This is a genomic window from Pedobacter sp. 05L430 (assembly GCF_056397585.1).
In genome coordinates, this window is record NZ_JBFTNT010000010.1 from 78,173 (window position 1) to 97,449 (window position 19,277).

The following is a 19,277-nucleotide window of genomic DNA, read 5'->3' on the forward strand; positions in this document are numbered from 1 at the left end:
TGATTAATGATACCGGCCTTTTTTCTTTTATTACCTTGCTAAAGGTATTTGATATTATTTTATGTCAAACCACAGTCTTGTAGTTAATATATCCGCACCTTGTCTTGCTACTGCGGCTTTATAATTTGTCCCGTTAAGCGATTGTTCACGTCCTGGATATATAAATCTTACAGGTAGTTTTCCGCCTAATGTACCTGCAACGGCAGGAGTAAGTTCCGGATAATCCAATCTTCTCCACTCAGCAAAGGCTTCTAGTCCCTGTCCAAATAAAGCAATCCATTTTTGGTCACCAATAGATTTTTTGTAATTACCAGCGTTATACTTTACGGCAGGAAGGTTTGTATATGTAGTGATTTCACCTTCTGTAACCCCATATTGCCTTAATGATTCTTCAACGGCTTGTTTATACAAAGCTGCCGGATCCTCACTGCTAAAACCACGCGCTGCTATCTCTGCACGATCAAATAATACCTCAGCATAGCTGATGATAACCGCAGGTGCAGAAGGAGCAAGGAAGTAAGTGCCGGGTTTAGAAGTTTTATTTAAACCAAGGCTGTTGGCATCACTGGTTAGCAAACCATTTGGAACGCCCACATAAGTTTCAGGCGTCGCATCTTTAGTAGGGCTGGCAAATATTGGCAAACGCGGATCACCTAAGCTCCTCAATTTATCTACAATTGTTTTGCTTATCCTATGGTCGTTACGTGTGTCAAATGTATTACTTATCGGGTTTTGATTAGGAGAAGCAACATATACCAATTGTGCTATTTCAGCATTGCTACTAATGTAGGCGCCACCTTCTGCTGCAATTTCTGCCAACACGGATTTGGTTTTCTCTGGTTCACGGTCGGCTATTCGGAGTGCTATGCGCAGCCTTAATGCATTTGCGAATTTTTTCCAGCGATCTATCTTACCAGCATAAATGATGTCACCTGCAATTGCCTTACCATTCAGATCGAGATCAGCTTGTGCAGATTTCAAATCATTAAGTAATCCGAAATAAACATCTTTTTGGGTATCATATACTGGAGTTACGAATTTTTTGATCTGGATAGATTGAGAATAGGGTATATCTCCGTAAGCATCTGTTAACAATAGAAATGTCCATGATCTTAATACTTTAGCTACGCCTCTGTAATTGGTGTTTTGTTGTGCATCGGCTAGCTCAATCAGTTTGTTAAGATTGGTAATACCTTTTGTATATCCGGTGTTCCATAAATCCTGAAGATCGGTATTAGAAAAAATATAACGATCGGCATCAGTATACTGTATTTTTGACCAGTGCTGAACAAATAGCAGACTTGAGTTAATATTGTTAGTTCCCCAGTATGCATCAGCAGTGTTCTTTATAGCACCTGTTAGCAAATAATCAGGAAGGGGGTTTTCTGCAGCGTTGGGATTTTTGTTGATATCTGCCAGCTCGTCTTTGCACGAAGTGAAAGCCGTTGCTATAATTGCAGAAAAAAGGATTGGAATATATTTGAATTTCATGATGTCTAGAATTTAAAATTAAGGTTAAAACCAAATGATCTTGTTGTTGGAAGAGTTAGGTCCTCCAGACCCTGAGCGTTTCCTGTGTTGAATGCAGTTTCAGGGTCAATATTTGGTACATCTTTATGGATGATCCAAAGATTACGTCCCACTATTGAGAAAGTAGCGTCCTGTAACCCGATCTTTTTAACCCATTGCGAAGGAATGTTGTAGCTCAATCTAGCTTCTCTTAATTTGATATAAGAAGCGCTGTAAACAAATTGCTCATCTGCATTGGTTGTAGCTTTGTAATACTCTTCTGCAGGAATGATTTTATTGTTCTTAGTGCCATCAGCCAGAACGCCGTCAAAGATCATCCCGTCATTAAATGTTGTTCCTCCTGAGGTATAGGTAAGTCCGCCATTTTCAGCATTTCTTCCTCTCATTGTACTTGCCAGTACACCCGTATAAGTTCCTGTAGCGTTACTACCAGAGAATACCTTACCACCAATTCTGGCGTCTACGAGGAAATTCAAATTGAAATTCTTGTAAGTAAAGTTATTCGTAATTCCGCCTATCCAGTTTGGTGTAAACTTACCAAGAATTTGTTTTTCAGGATTGATAACCGGAGTACCATCAGAGCTTACCAGAATTTGTCCGGCAGCATCACGCTGGTAGGCAGTTCCGAAGAAAGTACCGTAAGGCTGGCCTACAGCTGCCAATACATCAAGCGTTCCACTGGTACCAATTGTATAGCTGCTAATGCGTCCTTCTTTATCCAATTCTGTAACCTTACTGCGATTACGTGAATAGTTTAAATTGATGTCCCAGCTAAAGTCTTTAAGTTTAACAGGGGTTAAACCTAGTTGAACTTCTATTCCTTTGTTATTGATACTTCCGCCATTAATAAGTTTTTGTGTATATCCTGTTCCTGAACTTACATCAACTTTTAAAATCTGATTAATACTGTTTGTATTGTACACACTTAGATCCAGCTTGATGCGGTTATCAAACAACCCAATTTCGGCACCCGCCTCAGTCGATTTGGTGATTTCTGGCAGAAGGTTTGGATTAAGGTCGATCGTATTAACTGATTGTTGTGGATTTCCATCAAATGGAGCAGTGAAGCTATAGGTATTGATCAGTTGATAAGGGTCTGTTGCCTTTCCTACTTTAGACCAGCCTCCTCTTAGTTTAGCGAAACTAAGCACCTCGCTTTTAATATCAAAAGCTTCTGTAAGAATTAAACTTCCATTAACAGAAGGGTAGAAATAAGATAAGTTCGGTTTTGGTAAACTGGAATCCCAGTCGTTACGTGCTGTTAAATTCAGATATGCATAATCTCTAAAGCCCAACTGAGCGGATCCAAATAAACTATAGGTTCTAAGTTTGGTGTAAACGTTTGAAGATACCAATGGATCTCTGGAGTTGCTCAAGGTATATAAGCCGTTTACTGCCAACTTGGTCGCTTTCTGATCGTTTTGTTCGAAAGTTGAAGTTCTAATGTTTCCGCCACCCAAAATATCTATTGAGAAATCTGAATTCAGTTTCTTATTGAACTCTAAACGACCTTCGGTATTATTTTCATTAACCGTATATGCATCTTCCTCATATGAACCGAATGGGGTACCATTTGTTCCATAAGCGATTTTGATCTTTCTACGGTCTGTATAGTAATCATTTCCTGTCCTGAAGTTGGCTGAAAGTGCGCTTGTAATTTTATAATTTAATTCTGCATTACCAATAATGCGATCACGTTTCTGACCAACTGTATTTTCATAGGCTATGAAATAAGGGTTACTATAGTAACTATTGTTCCAGTTAAAGTCGTTTCCGTTTTCGTCTTTATAGTTTTTAAGCTGACTAACATCTACCTGTCTTCCAAACCATGTAAATTGAAGCATCGGGCCAGTTGCACGTTTTCCGCCTGAGGCAGGAAGGTTATCGGCATTGCTTTTTATATAATTTGCAGAAGCGTTTAAAGTTAATTTAGGAGTGATTCTGTACGTGGTATTCAATAATAATGAATTCTTGTCCTGAGAAGAATTTGGCAGTATACCACCTTGCGTAAGGTTGTTGTAAGAGAAACGGACATCTTGTTTTTCTCCAGAGCCTGCAATGGCAATACCATTATTAAGCGCAAAACCTGTTTCAAAGAAATCCTTAACATTATCTGGATGAGCAATAAATGGAACAGCAACACCTTTAGAGTTAAACTGAGGAATTAAACGGCCATCCAATGCTGGTCCCCAGCTTTCATCTACACCGTCGTTTACACCTCCACCTTTTCCATCTACAAAGCTAAACTTGCCGCTTGTACCTTGTCCGAATGAGTTTTGATAATCCGGTAAGGTCAATAGGTTTGAAAATGTAGCGTTGGAGTTAACACTGATACCTAAACCCTTTTGGCCTCTGCCAGTTTTGGTTTTAATAAGGATAACACCTGCTGCTGCACGTGATCCATATAGTGCTGCTGCATTTGGACCTTTAAGTACACTGATTGATTCAATGTCTTCTGAATTAATATCCGAAATGGTATTGGCAAAATCCCTTGATCCAGCTATACCTAGATTCTGCGAATTATCAACGGGTACTCCGTCCACTACAAAGAGGGGTTGGTTGTTACCTGATATAGAGGTTTCACCACGAATAATAATTCTTGATGAACCCATATCGCCCTGGCTATTTGTAGTTTGCACACCGGCAATTTTTCCGGCCAGAGAGTTGATTATATTGGTTTCTTTTGCGGTAGCAATATCTTTAGATTTTAATTCCTGAACAGCATATCCCAACGATTTCTTTTCTTTAGAAATCCCAAGGGCTGTAACAACAACTTCACTTAAAGCATTTGCCGAAACATCAAGCGCAATATTTAATGTAGTTGTAGCTGCGGTAATGGTTACTTCTTTTGTAGTATATCCAAGATAAGATATACTAAGTACATCATTAACATCTGCAGCTAGAGAAAACTTACCGCTGCCATCTGTAGTTGTTCCGCTTTTTTTACCTTTTATGGTAATTGATGCTCCTGGAATAGTCTCCCCGTCGGGGTTTCCGGTAACAGTACCTGTTATTTTAACAGATTGTGCCTGTACGGTTTGCAGGAAAAAAAAGGATATAAGAATCCCTGCAAAAATTTTGTATATTTTTAACATGTGAATTAAATAAATGGGTGTATAATAAATTCTTTGGGTTGCATTAAATAGAGCAACAGTGCATTCGTTTTTGAGTGATCATAAGACCAGATGAAGGGTAATGAGATGGAGATGAGCAGCGCATTTCTTTTTGGTGTACTTTCTGTGTCATGTTTTTATACATTTATAGTTTAGGTCATCCCTTACATACTTTGTCGCGAACAGAATTAGATTTGGTTATGATGATTGATAAGGAGCATTGCGCTGTTTAATCTTATCTTTTCCGCTTTGCAGCGAATTGGAATTAGCACCTTTTACAATAAATTGTAGAGGTTGCTAAGACATCATAGGGCCAATCCCTCAGTCTTTCTTGATAAGCAGGAAGTTTTAAGAACCATTTGCTGCGACAAATATAAGAATAATCTAGTATTCCTATAGAAATTAATAAAATAAATATTCTGTATTTTGAGCAGGACAGTACAGGTTGCTGAAAATGACTAAGAAAATTAACATTGTAAACACACTAAACTTTACCTGAATTATATTCTAATGAAATTTCTTTATTCTTTCTTGCTGATGCTCTTCACCATTTCTATGGCAGAAAAAGCATACTCTAATGAAGTTAAACCCTCAGGTTTGCAATGCGAACATTTAATAAACCCAATTGGGGTAGATTTGTTAAATCCGCGCTTGTCGTGGATGATGACAGATACCCGTCAGGGTGCTAAACAAACTGCTTATAGAATTATTGTAGGTAAAGATTCATCAGAAGTAGCAAAAAAAAGGGGCCTTTCGTGGGAGTCGGGCAAAGTAGCCTCGTCTGCAAATCTTGTTAATTATAAAGGCAAAACCTTAGAGCCGTTCACTAAATACTACTGGTCTGTTGAGCTTTGGGATAAAGATGGTAAACCAGCTTCATCTGGCGGGGTAGCAACTTTCGAAACAGGAATGATGAAAGTCGACAACTGGAAAGGTACCTGGATCAGTGATGGTAACGATATCGATAAACGCGAGGCTCCATATTTCAGAAAAGTATTTGAACCTTCTAAAAAAATAAAATCTGCAAGGGCATATATTGCTGCTGCTGGTTTGTACGAATTATATTTAAATGGKAAAAAAGTAGGGAACCATAGACTTGACCCTATGTACACCMGTTTCGACAGACGTAACTTATATGTTTCTTACGATGTTACTGCCCAACTTCAAAAAGGTAAAAATGCTGTTGGTGTTTTACTTGGTAATGGATGGTATAACCATCAATCTATTGCGGTATGGAATTTTGACAAGGCACCCTGGAGAGCAAGACCTACTTTTTGTCTGGATTTAAGAATCACCTATGAAGATGGAACTGTTGATGTGGTTACTTCCGGGGGCGACTGGAAAACAAGTTCAAGTCCGATAGTACTCAACAATATTTACACTGCCGAGCATTATGATGCACGCAAGGAGCAACCGGGTTGGAATACTGCAGATTTTGATGATAAAAAGTGGAATGGCATCTCGCTTAGAGCTGCCCCGTCCAATAATGTTGTAAGTCAGGTTATGCAGCCAATTCGTAATGTCGAAGAAATTCCTTCTAAAACAATGCAAAAGGTTAACGACACTGTATATGTTTTTGATCTGGGCCGCAATATCTCTGGAGTTACAAAAATTAAAGTAAGCGGAGAGGAAGGCACTGTTATTCGTATTAAGCATGGCGAACGCTTGCATGCTAACGGAAGGCTAGACCTATCTAATATTGATGTTTACTATCGCCCTAAAGATAATACCGATCCTTTTCAAACAGATATCGTTACCTTATCAGGTAAAGGAGAACTTGAGTTTATGCCTAAGTTCAATTACAAAGGATTCCAGTATGTTGAGGTGATCAGCAGTAAGCCGGTACAATTAACCAAAGAAAGCATCACCGGTTACTTTATGCACAGTGATGTTACCCCGACAGGTAAAATAAGCTCTTCAAATAAGCTAATTGATCGACTATGGTGGGCAACTAACAATTCTTACTTGTCTAATCTAATGGGATATCCTACCGATTGTCCGCAAAGAGAAAAGAATGGATGGACTGGCGATGGACACTTTGCTGTTGAAACAGGCCTGTTTAATTTTGACGGTATTACAGTTTATGAAAAATGGCTTGCCGACCACAGGGACGAACAACAACCAAATGGCGTACTTCCTGATATTATACCTACAGGTGGATGGGGTTATGGATCGGCAAATGGAACTGACTGGACAAGTACAATTGCTATAATTCCATGGAATATATACATGTTTTATGGCGATAGTAAGTTGCTTTCAGATTCTTACAACAGCATTAAACGGTATGTGAATTACATAGAGCAAATTAGTCCTGCAGGATTAACAACCTTTGGCAGAGGCGATTGGGTGCCTGTTAAATCACAATCGTCATTGGAATATACCTCTTCTACTTATTACTATGTAGATGCAGTTATCCTTGCAAAGGCTGCAAAAATGTTTGGTAAGCAGGCCGATTATAGCTATTACAGCAACCTTGCAGAGAAAATTAAAAAGGCAATAAACGATAAGTATTTAAACCGCACAACGGGCATTTATGCATCAGGTGTACAAACTGAATTAAGTGTTGCCCTGCAATGGGGATTGGTACCTGAAGAGCTTATTACAAAAGTTGCAGAGAACCTTGCTAAAAGAGTTGCTGCCGATGGAATGCACCTTGACGTGGGTGTTTTGGGTGCAAAAGCAATATTAAATGCATTGAGTGACAATGGTCAGGCCGAAACAGCATATAAACTTGCAGCTCAGGATACCTACCCTTCATGGGGATGGTGGATTGTGAATGGAGCAACTACCTTATACGAAAACTGGGATATAAAAGCCGAAAGAGACATTTCTTTAAACCATATGATGTTTGGCGAAATAGGTGGCTGGTTCTTTAAAGGTTTGGGTGGAATTCACCCTGATGAACAACAACCGGGATTTAAGAATATTCAGCTTCGTCCTAATTTCGTTTCAGGGTTAGAACATTTCGAGGCAGAGCACGACGGTCCTTATGGTAAGATCATATCTTCATGGAAAAGATCAGGAAATGCTGTAATCTATACCGTAACTATTCCGGCAAATTCAAGTGCTACAATTACTTTCCCATTAACAGAGGGGAAAAAGGCCTTTAAAGATGGAAAAGCTGTTGCTGCCAAAACAAACATTGGAGCAGGTAAATATCAGTTTGAAATCAAATAGCAGTTATTTGTCTGGTATGGACCAATTGCATTAAATTACTTACTTTTAGAAAGATGAAGACTAAGTTTTTTGATTTTATTCATATTGATGAGTATTCTGCAACGCCTAAATATCTGCAACTGTCCAGTGCAATTATAAAAGCCGTTGAGCTGGGTAAATTAAAGAAAGACAATTTATTGCCTTCTATTAATGAGTTGAGCTATAAGTTGGAGATCTCGCGTGACACCGCTGAAAAAGGATACAAGTACCTTAAAAACATAGGTGTAATTAATTCCGTTCCGGGTAAAGGCTATTATATTGCCAATATAGATTTTAAGCAGAAACTAAAGGTGTTTCTGCTTTTCAATAAACTTAGCGCACACAAAAAGATTGTTTACGATGCATTTATTGCTGCATTGGGTGAGGATGTATCTGTAGATTTTTATATCTATAACAATGATTTCAGGCTTTTTAAACGATTTCTGACCGATAAAAAAGAAGAATATTCTCACTATGTGATCATTCCTCATTTTATTGAAGGCGAGGAATATGCCAGAGATATCATCAATACCATTCCAAAAGAAAAACTGGTTTTACTGGATAAAAAAATAAAAGGGGTTGATGGCGACTATGCTGCGGCTTATGAGAATTTTGAAAAGAATATTTACGACGCTTTGGAACAGGCCCGTAATGAGCTCAGCAAATACCACACACTAAAAATCATTTTCCCTAAAAAAAGCTATTTCCCTAAAGAGATTTTAGATGGGTTCCATCGCTTTTGTCAGCAGTATGCCTTTTCTCATCATGTAGTAAGTGATATATCTATTGAGCCAATAAACGAAGGAGAAGCTTTTATTAATTTAATGGAAGCCGATCTGGTTATTTTATTAGAACGGCTTATTAGTATGAAATATAAAATAGGAAAGAATGTAGGCGTAATATCTTACAATGAGACCCCTTTAAAGAAAATATTATTAAACGGTATTACTACTATTTCAACTGACTTTAAATTTATGGGTACAGTGGCTGCAAATCTTATCCTGGATAACTCCAGGCGCCATATCGAAGTACCTTTTTACTATACCCGCAGAGCATCAATCTAATTTTTTTTAGACTGTAACGAATTTATTTGTACTTCTTCATGATAGTACATGACAGTTTTAAAAATCTACTTGTATAAATTAGGCTTATTATTTTAACCAAATATAAAGTTCAATAAGTATGCAAGTAATTTTCGGGGTCATTTTCCATTTTATAGGAGGCTTTGCCTCTGGTAGTTTTTATATTCCTTATAAGAAGGTTAAGGGATGGGCCTGGGAGAGTTACTGGATTGTAGGTGGTATCTTTTCATGGTTGCTTGTGCCGCCTTTTGCAGCATGGCTTACTATTCCCGGTTTTACAGATATCATTGCTGCAACAAACGGTAAAATCTTATTACTTACTTACTTTTTCGGCGCCTTATGGGGAATAGGTGGCTTAACTTATGGTTTGGGTGTAAGGTATCTTGGGGTATCATTAGGAAGCTCTATTATTCTTGGATTATGTTCTGTTTTCGGAGCAATAATCCCTTCTGTATATTATAATTTTAATCCAAAACCGGGCAAGGATAGTTTAACAGATATGTTGAACAGCCAATGGGGGCAAATGGTTTTACTGGGTTTAGCAATCTGTGTTATCGGAATTATAGTTTGTGGCAAGGCCGGTGGCATGAAAGAAAAAGACCTGGTAGCGGCAGGTAAAGCCGATCCATCTAATGACGAATACAAAATTGGTCTGGGCCTTACTGTATCTATCATTTCAGGTATCCTTAGTGCTTGTTTTGCCTTTGGTATTGATGCCGGAAAAGACATGGCCAATGCCGCAAATGATATTTGGAAAAGCACACATCCGGGGCAGGGCGAATTCCTTTTCCAGAACAATGTAACCTATATCCTCATATTATGGGGAGGGTTAACTACCAACCTGATCTGGTGTATGATCTTGAATTTCCGTAACAAGACTTTTGGTGATTATACCAACAAAGAGACACCTCTTTTAAAGAACTACATATTTTCTGCGCTGGCAGGTACCACTTGGTTTTTGCAATTCTTCTTTTATGGAATGGGCGAAAGTAAACTAGGTAACGGAGCCAGTTCATGGATACTGCACATGGCATTTATCATTCTGATTGCTAACGCCTGGGGTCTTGCATTAAAGGAATGGTCGGGAGTTAAGAAGAAAACTTTCGGGACCGTGATAGCAGGTATAGCTATTATTATTATTTCTGTGCTAATTGTTGGCTACGGAAACTCAATCAAGTAAATACAAATTTAATTAATGAAATATTTTTATGACTGTTAGAACAACTGATTTTAAACATGTAAGTTATTTGTGGGATGATGCAAAGGCTGCAGAACTGGCTGGTGATGAGGTTGCATTGTTAATCTACCGTTCAAATTTACTAGGTGCTGATCTAAGACTTACAAATTACGGAGGTGGCAATACCTCTTGTAAGGCAATTACAAAGCACCCTTTAACCGGGCAGGATACCGAGGTAATGTGGGTTAAAGGATCCGGAGGAGATCTAGGTACATTGAAACAAAGCGGTTTAGCTGCATTGTATGTGGATAGCTTGCGAAATCTTAAAAATATTTACAGAGGACTTGCACATGAAGATGAAATGGTTGAATTATTTAACCATTGCATATATGACCTGAAATCTAAAGCTCCATCTATTGACACGCCATTACATGGTTTTTTACCTTTTAAACACATAGATCACCTGCATCCCGATGCTGCCATTGCAATAGCGGCAGCTAAAGATGGTGAACGTATCACTAAAGAAYTATTTAACGGAACAATTGGCTGGGTGCCATGGCAAAAACCAGGTTTTGAGCTTGGATTGCAATTGCGTAAATGTTTAGATGACAATCCAGGCATAAGAGGCATTATGTTAGGCTCGCATGGGCTGTTTACCTGGGGAGATACAGCCTTCGAAAGTTATATCAATACACTTGAAGTAATAGAAAAATGTGCCGAATATCTTGAAGCCAACTACGGTAAGAAAAAACCTGTATTTGGAGGTCAGAAAATTGAAAGCGCCGCACAAAATCTACGGCGTAAGCAAGCCGCTGCTATTGCTCCTGTCTTAAGAGGATTCTGCTCAAGTGAAAACCATATGGCTGGTCATTTTACTGATGATGCAAGAGTGCTGGAGTTTATTAACTCTAATGATTTAGATCGTTTAGCACCACTTGGAACAAGTTGTCCTGATCATTTTCTGCGCACTAAGATAAGTCCGCTTGTACTTAAACTTGCTCCTAATGAAGACATCAGTGATGTTAAAGCGCTGAAAGAAAGATTGGCCCCTGAATTTGAAGCATATCGTAAAATGTATGCCGAATATTATAATTCTTGTAAACATGATAACAGTCCGGCGATGCGTGATGCTAATCCGGTAATTATATTATATCCTGGAATAGGAATGTTTTCTTTCTCTAAGGATAAACAAACTGCCAGAGTTGCTGCCGAGTTTTATACTAATGCCATCAATGTAATGAAAGGCGCTGAAGCCATATCTGAATACACTTCTTTACCGAGACAGGAAGCATTCAATATTGAATACTGGCTTTTGGAAGAGGCAAAATTGCAAAGAATGCCTAAACCAAAACCACTTTCGGGTAAAGTAGCCCTCATTACTGGCAGCGCMGGCGGTATTGGTAAAGCCATTGCCCGCAAATTTATAGAAGAAGGTGCATGTGCTGTAATCAATGATAATGATGCAGGCAGGCTGCAAAAAGCGAACGACAGCTTTAACAATGAGTTCGGTAAGGATGCTTATACTGCAGTAATATTAGATGTGACTGATTCAGCAAGCATTAAAAATGCTTTTGAAGAAGCAAGTCTGGAATTTGGAGGGGTAGATATAGTGGTAAATTGTGCCGGTATCTCTATTTCAAAACCTATTGAAGAGCATACTGAAAAAGATTGGGACCTTTTATATGATATTCTGGTAAAGGGCCAATTTCTAGTTACTCAGGCTGGAGTAGAGGTAATGCGTAAACAGGCTATTGGTGGCGATGTATTGAATATAGTTAGCAAAAATGCGTTGGTTTCAGGACCAAACAACGCGGGCTATGGATCTGCAAAAGCTGCTCAGTTACACTTAAGCAGATTAAATGCAGCTGAACTTGGGACAGATCATATCCGCGTAAACACAGTTAACCCTGATGCTGTAATATCAGACAGTAAGATTTGGGAAGGCGAATGGGCTGCAGGCAGAGCTAAAGCATATGGAATTACGGTACAAGAGTTGCCAGCTTTCTATGCAAAGCGTACCTTGCTTAATGAAGTGATATTGCCTGAGGATATTTCTAATGCATGTTTTGCTTTTGTTGGCGGACTAATGAATAAATCAACAGGTAATGTATTGAATGTGGATGGGGGCGTTGCAAATGCCTTTGTTCGTTAAAACTTAAAACCTACACAGATGAAACTAGAAAATTATCAATTAGAATCACATAATAGCGACCTTTTGGCCAAACATGAGCGTCAGCTTGATTTCATTACATCAGAAATTTCTAATGCTCAAAGTATTATTCAGAAACTGGTAGATTTCCAGATTGCTATTCCAAGTTGGGCTTTAGGTACAGGTGGAACAAGATTTGGGCGTTTCTCTTCAGGGGGTGAGCCTAGAAATCTGGAAGAAAAAATTGAAGATATAGGTTTGCTTCACAAGCTTAATGGCTCAAGCGGTGCTATTTCTTTGCACATTCCATGGGATGTTGCTGATAATACCAATGCAATTAAAGCTTTAGCTGCACAACATGGTTTACGTTTTGATGCTATGAACTCAAATACGTTTCAGGATCAGCCAGATCAGGCACAAAGTTATAAATTCGGGTCGTTACAGCATGTAGATAAAGCAGTGAGGAAACATGCCATTGACCATAACATAGAAGTTATTCGTCAGGGTGTTGAATTGGGATCTAAAGCACTTACTGTGTGGCTGGCAGATGGATCTTGTTTCCCGGGGCAGCTTAATTTCAGAAAAGCCTTCCATAACACTTTAGAAAGTTTACGCGAAATTTATGCGGCTTTACCAAATGACTGGAAGATATTTGTAGAGTATAAAGCTTTTGAGCCTAATTTTTATTCAACTACTGTTGGAGACTGGGGACAATCTTTATTATTTGCCAATAAACTAGGGCCAAAAGCATATACTTTGGTAGATCTTGGTCACCACCTGCCAAATGCAAATATTGAGCAAATTGTTTCGCTTTTGCTGATGGAAGAAAAGCTAGGTGGTTTCCATTTTAACGATTCAAAATATGGCGATGATGATTTAACCGCCGGTAGCATTAAACCGTATCAACTGTTCCTTATATTTAATGAACTTGTTGAAGGCATGGATGCCCGTGGAATGGATCATAGAGAAGATCTGGGTTGGATGATTGATGCATCACATAATGTAAAAGATCCGCTCGAAGACCTTTTACAATCTGTTGAAGCTATAATGATTGCTTACGCTCAGGCGCTATCTGTTGATCGTGTTGCTTTACAGGAAGCACAAGCTATTAATGATGTAGCACGCAGTCAGGAGATCTTACAGCAGGCTTTCAGAACAGACGTACGTCCGTTGGTAGCAGAAGCACGCTTACGTTCAGGAGCAGCATTATCACCACTTCAGGCTTTCAGAAAATTCAATGTGCGACAAGAGTTAATTAAAAACCGTGGAGCAAAAACGGTAGCAACAGGGTTGTAATTGATGGGAGTTAAAATGAAGGCAATCCCTGTAATAGCGATTTTCGATGTTGGTAAGACCAATAAGAAGCTGTTTCTTTTTGATGAGAACTATAAAATAGTTTTTGAGAGATCGGCACGGTTTACTGAAACTGTAGATGAGGATGGGGACCCGTGTGAGAATTTGGAAAGCCTAAGGCTATCTGTTTTTGATTCCTTAAGGGAGGTTTTTAGAAATCCGGCTTTCGAAATAAAGTCTATTAATTTTGCAACTTACGGTGCCAGCTTTGTTTATATAGATGAGGCCGGGAATCCTTTGGCACCACTATATAATTATCTGAAAGCCTATCCAGAGGAACTTACAGAACAATTCTATAATGCCTACGGGGGAAAAGAAGCATTCTCTAATCTCACCGCATCTCCGGTATTGGGGAGCCTGAATTCGGGAATGCAGTTGTATCGGATTAAGTACGAGAACCCTGACCTGTTTAAAAGAATAAAGTATGCGCTTCATTTGCCGCAATACCTTAGTTATCTGATTTCGGGCGAAGCATATTCTGATCTTACGAGTATTGGCTGTCATACCAATTTATGGGATTTCACTAAAAGCACTTACCATGAATGGGTTAAAAAGGAAGGTATATTGGAAAAGCTTGCACCTATTGTTCCTTCAAACAGTGTAATGCCAGCTGCATTTCCTGGCAACAATTATGCTGTAGGGGCAGGGTTTCATGATAGCTCAGCAGCTTTGGTGCCTTATCTGGTAAATTTCCATGAGCCATTTATTTTATTATCTACCGGTACATGGTGCATTAGCCTTAACCCTTTTAACGCTAGTCCGCTTACTGCAGAAGAGTTAGAAAATGATTGCCTTTGTTATTTGCAATACGAGGGTAAGCCGGTTAAAGCATCACGTCTTTTTTCAGGATATGAGCATGAACAACAGGTGAAACGAATTGCAGCTCATTTCGGTACAGACATCATCACTTATCGCTCTGTTCCGTACGATCCAAAGATCATTGAAGAGCTGGAGCATAAGCCCCAATCGGATATTACTTCTTTTGCAGAGCGTAACCTGGCAGACTATTCATCAGATATTATAGCTTATCATCAACTCGTTTTAGATCTGGTAAATCTGCAATATATAGCTACAAACAGGGTGCTTAAAGGCACCAAGGTAAAACGAATATTTGTAGACGGAGGATTTAGTAAAAACGCCATATTTATGAATTTGCTAGCCATTGCATTTCCTGAGCTTGAAGTATTTGCAGCCTTTATGGCGCAGGCAACTGCAGTAGGAGCGGCTTTGGCCATTCACAAATCATGGAACACTAAACCCTTACCAAATGATATTATTGAACTAAAGTATTATTCTGTAGTTCAGCACCAGAATTAATTATCGTGAGGCAAATTTAGCGGTAATTAATATTGGTTAATTTTAGTTTATGAATTAAGTCGCCTTAACGGGCGACTTTTTATATTTAGACAAGTTGATGAGTAAAACACTGGCCAGAATAACAATTAAACCCGTTATCTGAATAATGCTTATGATCTCATTTGCAAAAAATACAGCAAGTAATACCGCAACCACAGGGTTTACATAAGCGTAAGTACTTACTTGTGTTGCAGGGCGAACCTGTAGTAGCCATACATAGGCGCTAAATGCCACTATTGATCCGAATATGATCAGATAGGCAATTGACCACCATGCTGATTCGGAAACATTTTGAAACTGAAAACCATTCATTTCTCCGGCAATCATACTTCCCGGTATAAATAAAACTCCTGCAATTAACATCTGCCATGCAGTAGAAACCGATGCAGGAGTATCAGGCGCAGGATGATATTTTGAATACAACGATCCACCAGCCCAGCCAATCGGACCAATAATCAACAGGATCATTCCCAGAACATTTCGAGAATCTTGCTGCACAGAAAAACTAGCAGTTAGCTGTTCCCAAAATAAAAGGATTACACCTAAAAAGCCGATGATTAAACCGGCAACAGTAAATTTGTTGCTAAAGTTTTCTTTCCACTTGCCCTTATCTAATATCACAAACCAGATTGCGGCTGACGAAACCATAATGGCAACCAGTCCACTTGGTAAAAATTGTTCTACCCAGATCACTATTCCATTACCCACGCCGAGCATCAGTATACCACTTATACCTGCATGAAATATATTCTTTTTATTAAATACCGGCAAACCATTTAAAATACACCAGCTAAGCAGGAGTGTGCCCGCAATGATAAATCTAAATGCACCTAAAAAGAATGGTGGAAAGCCGGCTACAGCTTTAGAAATGAAAAAATAGGTTGATCCCCATACCGCGTAAACGATAAGAAAGGCCAACAGAACAAGTAAAAGTGGGGCAGATTTTTTTTGAACGGAGGGCATAATTATTTTTTAACAAATAGAACATTTATCAAAGAGAAAACCATTCTTTAATAAATTATATAACAATTCTATTACCAAAGGTGCCTTGTATTGGCTTTACAGCTCTTCTCCGGTTGTTGACCTTATTTCGTTTCTTACATTAATGCTAACACCGTCTTTATTAACCACCGAATAATCGATTTCAATTGAACTGCTGTTAATCTTTATTTCATTAATAACACCGCTTCTAATTTCTCCGATTTTTTCAAGAAGATCTATGTCGTATTTTACTGAATTATCAGCCAGTCTTTTACAAACAAAATGAAAATCGCTGGTTACCAGAATATATTCTGAATCAGAAAGGGCCTTTTCAGCGTATTTAAGGTCTCTTGGAGAAGGAAAACTTCCTGCCAGGGTTCCTTGCTGATTGTATATGTAATTTACAGAGCTTACAATCTTACCAGCAACGTCTAATTTGCTTTTTGTGATCTCGGTAAGGCTGTTAGTCCATGGCAACATTTCAGAAGTGAAAGGCTCATCTTTGCCAGGTATTACGGAGGTGTAAGTATTCGTAATTGCACTGCTGTTGATGTCAATTTTAGTGAAGTCTTCAATAAACGGATCGGCCGCATTATTTATCTGGCTTTCTCTCATTTGCCGGGTGATATAAATAACTTTATTTACTTCCTTTATTCTGATATAAAAATTATAACCTACCTGAACTTTGGTTCCACTGGCTGTTGGAATTTCAGTAGGGTCTTCGGTGTAAGTTTTAACCTTTAATTGATTGCCAGACCCATCAAAATAGCCGATCCAGTATTTTTTGTCCTTAGCTCCGGCAATTACATAACTGCCTTTACTATCTTTAAAAACCAATACTTTAACGATCAGGTTTTGTTTATCCGAGATTTTTAGATTTAATCTTTTAACCAAAGAGTCATTGCCTAAACTAACATCATCGCCAGGTTGGTTTTCAGCAGGTTTCTTACTGCAACTTGCAATTGCAAGGCATATCATTACCAATAGAGTTAAATGTAGTTTCATTAGGTTAGTTTGGTTCTTTGTTGTTGTATTGATTTTTCTGATCCGTACAGAACTTGATAAGGTAAATATATTGTTTTGTATTAAATAGTTAAAGCCTAATTGTTATATTTTTCTGGTGATGATAGTTATTATTGCTTTTAGTGTTAGATAATGCGTTAATGTCTGAAACAAGCATTAATGTATTCAATCAATTTTATATATTTGCGGACTTTGTCTTCGTAGTTCAATGGATAGAATGTCAGATTCCGGTTCTGATGATGGGGGTTCGAATCCCTTCGAGGACAMACAATTTAGAAAACCGTCTTTATTTAATCAAGACGGTTTTTTTATTAATATACTTACTCATTGCTTCTTGTATTAGAGTATATAAATGGTTCGGTCCAGGCTTAGTAATAACAGGTGTTTCACAGGTGTTATATAGGTGTATAAGCGCGTAAAGTATTGTTATGAGTACTTCCATATTTAATGATCATGGCTGATATTATATGGAATCTGATAGGAGGGATATAAACGCAGAAAGCGTGGAACCCCACTTACCGAGCCAGAGGTCCTAGGAGACCGCGCAACGAAAAGCAGAGCCCACGCTTATCGCGTGAGCACTCTTCACTTATCCTCTTGCTGCTATTTGAAATTTCCTAGGTTTCTGGCTCAAGATTCTTAAGTGCTAAATGCCTCAAATATTTTGAAGATTTCGCAAATTTATAATATTAGCTTGTTACATATCTTTTTAGTTTTATCAAATATACTAAAGCCCTATTTAAGAACAGTAATTTCTATATAGTTAATTTGTGCAAGAATAATTAAAAATTTGAAAGAAAAATCAATATTTTGTAGATATTCAAATTGAATTGAATGATACCGAGAGTTTACTTTATAAATAATTTTATATATTAAAGGCATTGTAAATATAACCAAATGAAAAAACCCTTACTATTCCTGATCCTTACTTTTTTGACCTTTTCCCTATATGCAAATATCCGTTTGCCAAATATATTAGGCAGCAATATGGTATTACAGCAGAAATCAACCACTAAGTTTTGGGGCTGGGGTTTGCCTGGTGAAAAGATAAAAATTACTACTTCATGGGATAATAAAACCATAGAAGCATTAACAGATGGAAATGCAAGCTGGCAAATTAGTATTCAAACACCACAAGCAGGTGGACCCTATACTGTTTTGCTTGAAGGTGAAAATAAAATTACACTCGAAAATATATTTATAGGAGAAGTATGGGTGTGCAGCGGACAATCTAACATGGAATGGAGTCATAATAATGGACTTACAAGCATTAAAAACGAATTTTCGCAACTTAGCAAACTAAATATCAAACTATTCAGAATACCTAAAACAACTTCAAAAACACCTCAGGATAATACCGAGGGTACCTGGGTGGCTTGCGATAGCAATACCTTAAAGGCATTTAGTGCTGTAGGCTATTATTTTGGGAAAGAGCTGAATAAGGATTTGAATGTACCGATAGGACTGATCAGCAGCAATTGGGGCGGTACACCGGCCGAAGTTTGGACCCCTGAAAATTTAGTAGAAGGTAACACGGTTTTAAAGGATGCAGCAGCAAAAAAAACGCCTGCTCCATGGTGGCCTACTGCCCCAGGTTATGCTTACAATGCAATGATTGCCCCGCTCGTTAATTATAACATAGCAGGTTCAATCTGGTACCAAGGCGAAAGTAACACCACAACTGCATCAAGTTATACTGAATTAATGAATACCATGATAAGTGCCTGGCGCAAGGCCTGGAATAACAATTTCCCATTTTATTATGTACAAATAGCTCCTTATAAGTATGATAGTTATAATATCGGTGCATTATTGAGGGAAGCACAGACAAAGAATCTGGCTACAGAAAAAACAGGAATGGTAGTAGTTTCAGATTTGGTTAGCGATACACTAAACATCCATCCGACCAATAAGAAGGATGTAGGTCTGCGGTTGGCCAATTTGGCTTTAGTCGAGACTTACGGTTTAAAAAAAAGCGCATATAAAAGCCCGATTTTTAACTCTTTAAATGTAAATGGAAGTAATGCAGAGATTGATTTAGATTACGCCGAAACAGGATTAATGCTGAAGGGCGACAAACCAAAGGAGATTTTTATAGCTGGCGCCGATAAGGTGTTTCACCCTGCAACGGTTAAAATAAAAGGAAATAAAATCATTGTTTCAAATAAGCTGGTAAAAGTACCGGTTGCTGTTCGCTACCAATTTAGCAATGCAGGCCTAGGTAACCTTTTTAGTAAAGCTGGCTTGCCCGTAGCACCTTTTAGAACAGACGATTGGGAACTTGATATCAGTAAGATAAAGTAATATTTGACAGCTTT

The 19,277-nt window shown here is 38.4% G+C and carries 11 protein-coding genes, 1 tRNA gene and 1 riboswitch; of the genes, 8 read left to right on the forward strand and 4 right to left on the reverse strand.

Annotation, left to right across the window (positions count from 1 at the left end):
- Positions 1–54: 54 nt before the first annotated feature.
- Together AC1DG9_RS04590 and AC1DG9_RS04595 are read right to left on the reverse strand one after the other, a co-directional pair.
- A complete protein-coding gene (locus AC1DG9_RS04590) occupies positions 55–1,491 on the reverse strand; it encodes a SusD/RagB family nutrient-binding outer membrane lipoprotein (protein ID WP_172659523.1) in 1,437 nt (478 codons plus the stop codon).
- Between the two features lie 5 nt (positions 1,492–1,496).
- Positions 1,497–4,625, reverse strand: coding sequence for a SusC/RagA family TonB-linked outer membrane protein (locus tag AC1DG9_RS04595; protein ID WP_172659524.1), 3,129 nt, complete (start codon positions 4,623–4,625; stop codon positions 1,497–1,499).
- A 250-nt stretch (positions 4,626–4,875) separates the two neighbouring features.
- Positions 4,876–4,984, reverse strand: a riboswitch (SAM riboswitch).
- 169 nt (positions 4,985–5,153) lie between these two features.
- On the opposite strand from AC1DG9_RS04595, the gene AC1DG9_RS04600 reads away from it, so the two are divergent.
- The 6 genes from AC1DG9_RS04600 (at position 5,154) to AC1DG9_RS04625 (ending at position 14,916) form a co-directional block, all read left to right on the forward strand.
- Positions 5,154–7,820, forward strand: coding sequence for an alpha-L-rhamnosidase (locus tag AC1DG9_RS04600; protein WP_477634349.1), 2,667 nt, complete (start codon positions 5,154–5,156; stop codon positions 7,818–7,820).
- A gap of 53 nt (positions 7,821–7,873) precedes the next feature.
- The gene (locus tag AC1DG9_RS04605) at positions 7,874–8,902 is read left to right on the forward strand and encodes a GntR family transcriptional regulator (RefSeq protein ID WP_048907015.1); all 1,029 of its coding nucleotides are present in this window, start codon (positions 7,874–7,876) and stop codon (positions 8,900–8,902) included.
- Positions 8,903–9,020: 118 nt separating this feature from the next.
- The gene (rhaT, locus tag AC1DG9_RS04610) at positions 9,021–10,100 is read left to right on the forward strand and encodes an L-rhamnose/proton symporter RhaT (protein ID WP_337716411.1); all 1,080 of its coding nucleotides are present in this window, start codon (positions 9,021–9,023) and stop codon (positions 10,098–10,100) included.
- 28 nt (positions 10,101–10,128) lie between these two features.
- Complete coding sequence (locus tag AC1DG9_RS04615; protein WP_337716413.1) at positions 10,129–12,249, forward strand: bifunctional aldolase/short-chain dehydrogenase; 2,121 nt, start codon at positions 10,129–10,131, stop codon at positions 12,247–12,249.
- An 18-nt stretch (positions 12,250–12,267) separates the two neighbouring features.
- Complete coding sequence (locus AC1DG9_RS04620; RefSeq protein ID WP_337716415.1) at positions 12,268–13,542, forward strand: sugar isomerase; 1,275 nt, start codon at positions 12,268–12,270, stop codon at positions 13,540–13,542.
- A 15-nt stretch (positions 13,543–13,557) separates the two neighbouring features.
- Positions 13,558–14,916: an FGGY-family carbohydrate kinase gene (locus AC1DG9_RS04625; RefSeq protein WP_172659529.1), complete on the forward strand. Its 1,359-nt coding sequence runs from the start codon at positions 13,558–13,560 to the stop codon at positions 14,914–14,916.
- 54 nt (positions 14,917–14,970) lie between these two features.
- On the opposite strand, the gene AC1DG9_RS04630 is transcribed toward AC1DG9_RS04625, so the two are convergent.
- Both AC1DG9_RS04630 and AC1DG9_RS04635 read right to left on the reverse strand, forming a co-directional pair.
- Positions 14,971–15,918: an EamA family transporter gene (locus tag AC1DG9_RS04630; protein ID WP_337716417.1), complete on the reverse strand. Its 948-nt coding sequence runs from the start codon at positions 15,916–15,918 to the stop codon at positions 14,971–14,973.
- Positions 15,919–16,014: 96 nt separating this feature from the next.
- A complete protein-coding gene (locus tag AC1DG9_RS04635; protein WP_288881070.1) occupies positions 16,015–16,941 on the reverse strand; it encodes a hypothetical protein in 927 nt (308 codons plus the stop codon).
- 212 nt (positions 16,942–17,153) lie between these two features.
- On the opposite strand from AC1DG9_RS04635, the gene AC1DG9_RS04640 reads away from it, so the two are divergent.
- A tRNA-Arg gene (locus AC1DG9_RS04640) sits at positions 17,154–17,225 on the forward strand.
- A 631-nt stretch (positions 17,226–17,856) separates the two neighbouring features.
- Positions 17,857–19,263 carry a sialate O-acetylesterase gene (locus tag AC1DG9_RS04645; RefSeq protein ID WP_337716419.1) on the forward strand — a complete coding sequence of 469 codons (1,407 nt, stop codon included), beginning with the start codon at positions 17,857–17,859 and terminating at the stop codon, positions 19,261–19,263.
- The last annotated feature ends 14 nt before the right edge of the window (positions 19,264–19,277 follow it).

What these genes read in the sequence shown, in the direction of transcription:
- AC1DG9_RS04630 (WP_337716417.1), bottom strand. Translation starts at nt 15,918, where the DNA reads ATGCCCTCCGTTCAAAAAAAATCTGCCCCACTTTTACTTGTTCTGTTG.
- AC1DG9_RS04605 (WP_048907015.1), top strand. Translation starts at nt 7,874, where the DNA reads ATGAAGACTAAGTTTTTTGATTTTATTCATATTGATGAGTATTCTGCA.
- AC1DG9_RS04625 (WP_172659529.1), top strand. Translation starts at nt 13,558, where the DNA reads ATGAAGGCAATCCCTGTAATAGCGATTTTCGATGTTGGTAAGACCAAT.
- AC1DG9_RS04620 (WP_337716415.1), top strand. Translation starts at nt 12,268, where the DNA reads ATGAAACTAGAAAATTATCAATTAGAATCACATAATAGCGACCTTTTG.
- AC1DG9_RS04590 (WP_172659523.1), bottom strand. Translation starts at nt 1,491, where the DNA reads ATGAAATTCAAATATATTCCAATCCTTTTTTCTGCAATTATAGCAACG.
- AC1DG9_RS04645 (WP_337716419.1), top strand. Translation starts at nt 17,857, where the DNA reads ATGAAAAAACCCTTACTATTCCTGATCCTTACTTTTTTGACCTTTTCC.
- AC1DG9_RS04595 (WP_172659524.1), bottom strand. Translation starts at nt 4,625, where the DNA reads ATGTTAAAAATATACAAAATTTTTGCAGGGATTCTTATATCCTTTTTT.
- rhaT (WP_337716411.1), top strand. Translation starts at nt 9,021, where the DNA reads ATGCAAGTAATTTTCGGGGTCATTTTCCATTTTATAGGAGGCTTTGCC.
- AC1DG9_RS04635 (WP_288881070.1), bottom strand. Translation starts at nt 16,941, where the DNA reads ATGAAACTACATTTAACTCTATTGGTAATGATATGCCTTGCAATTGCA.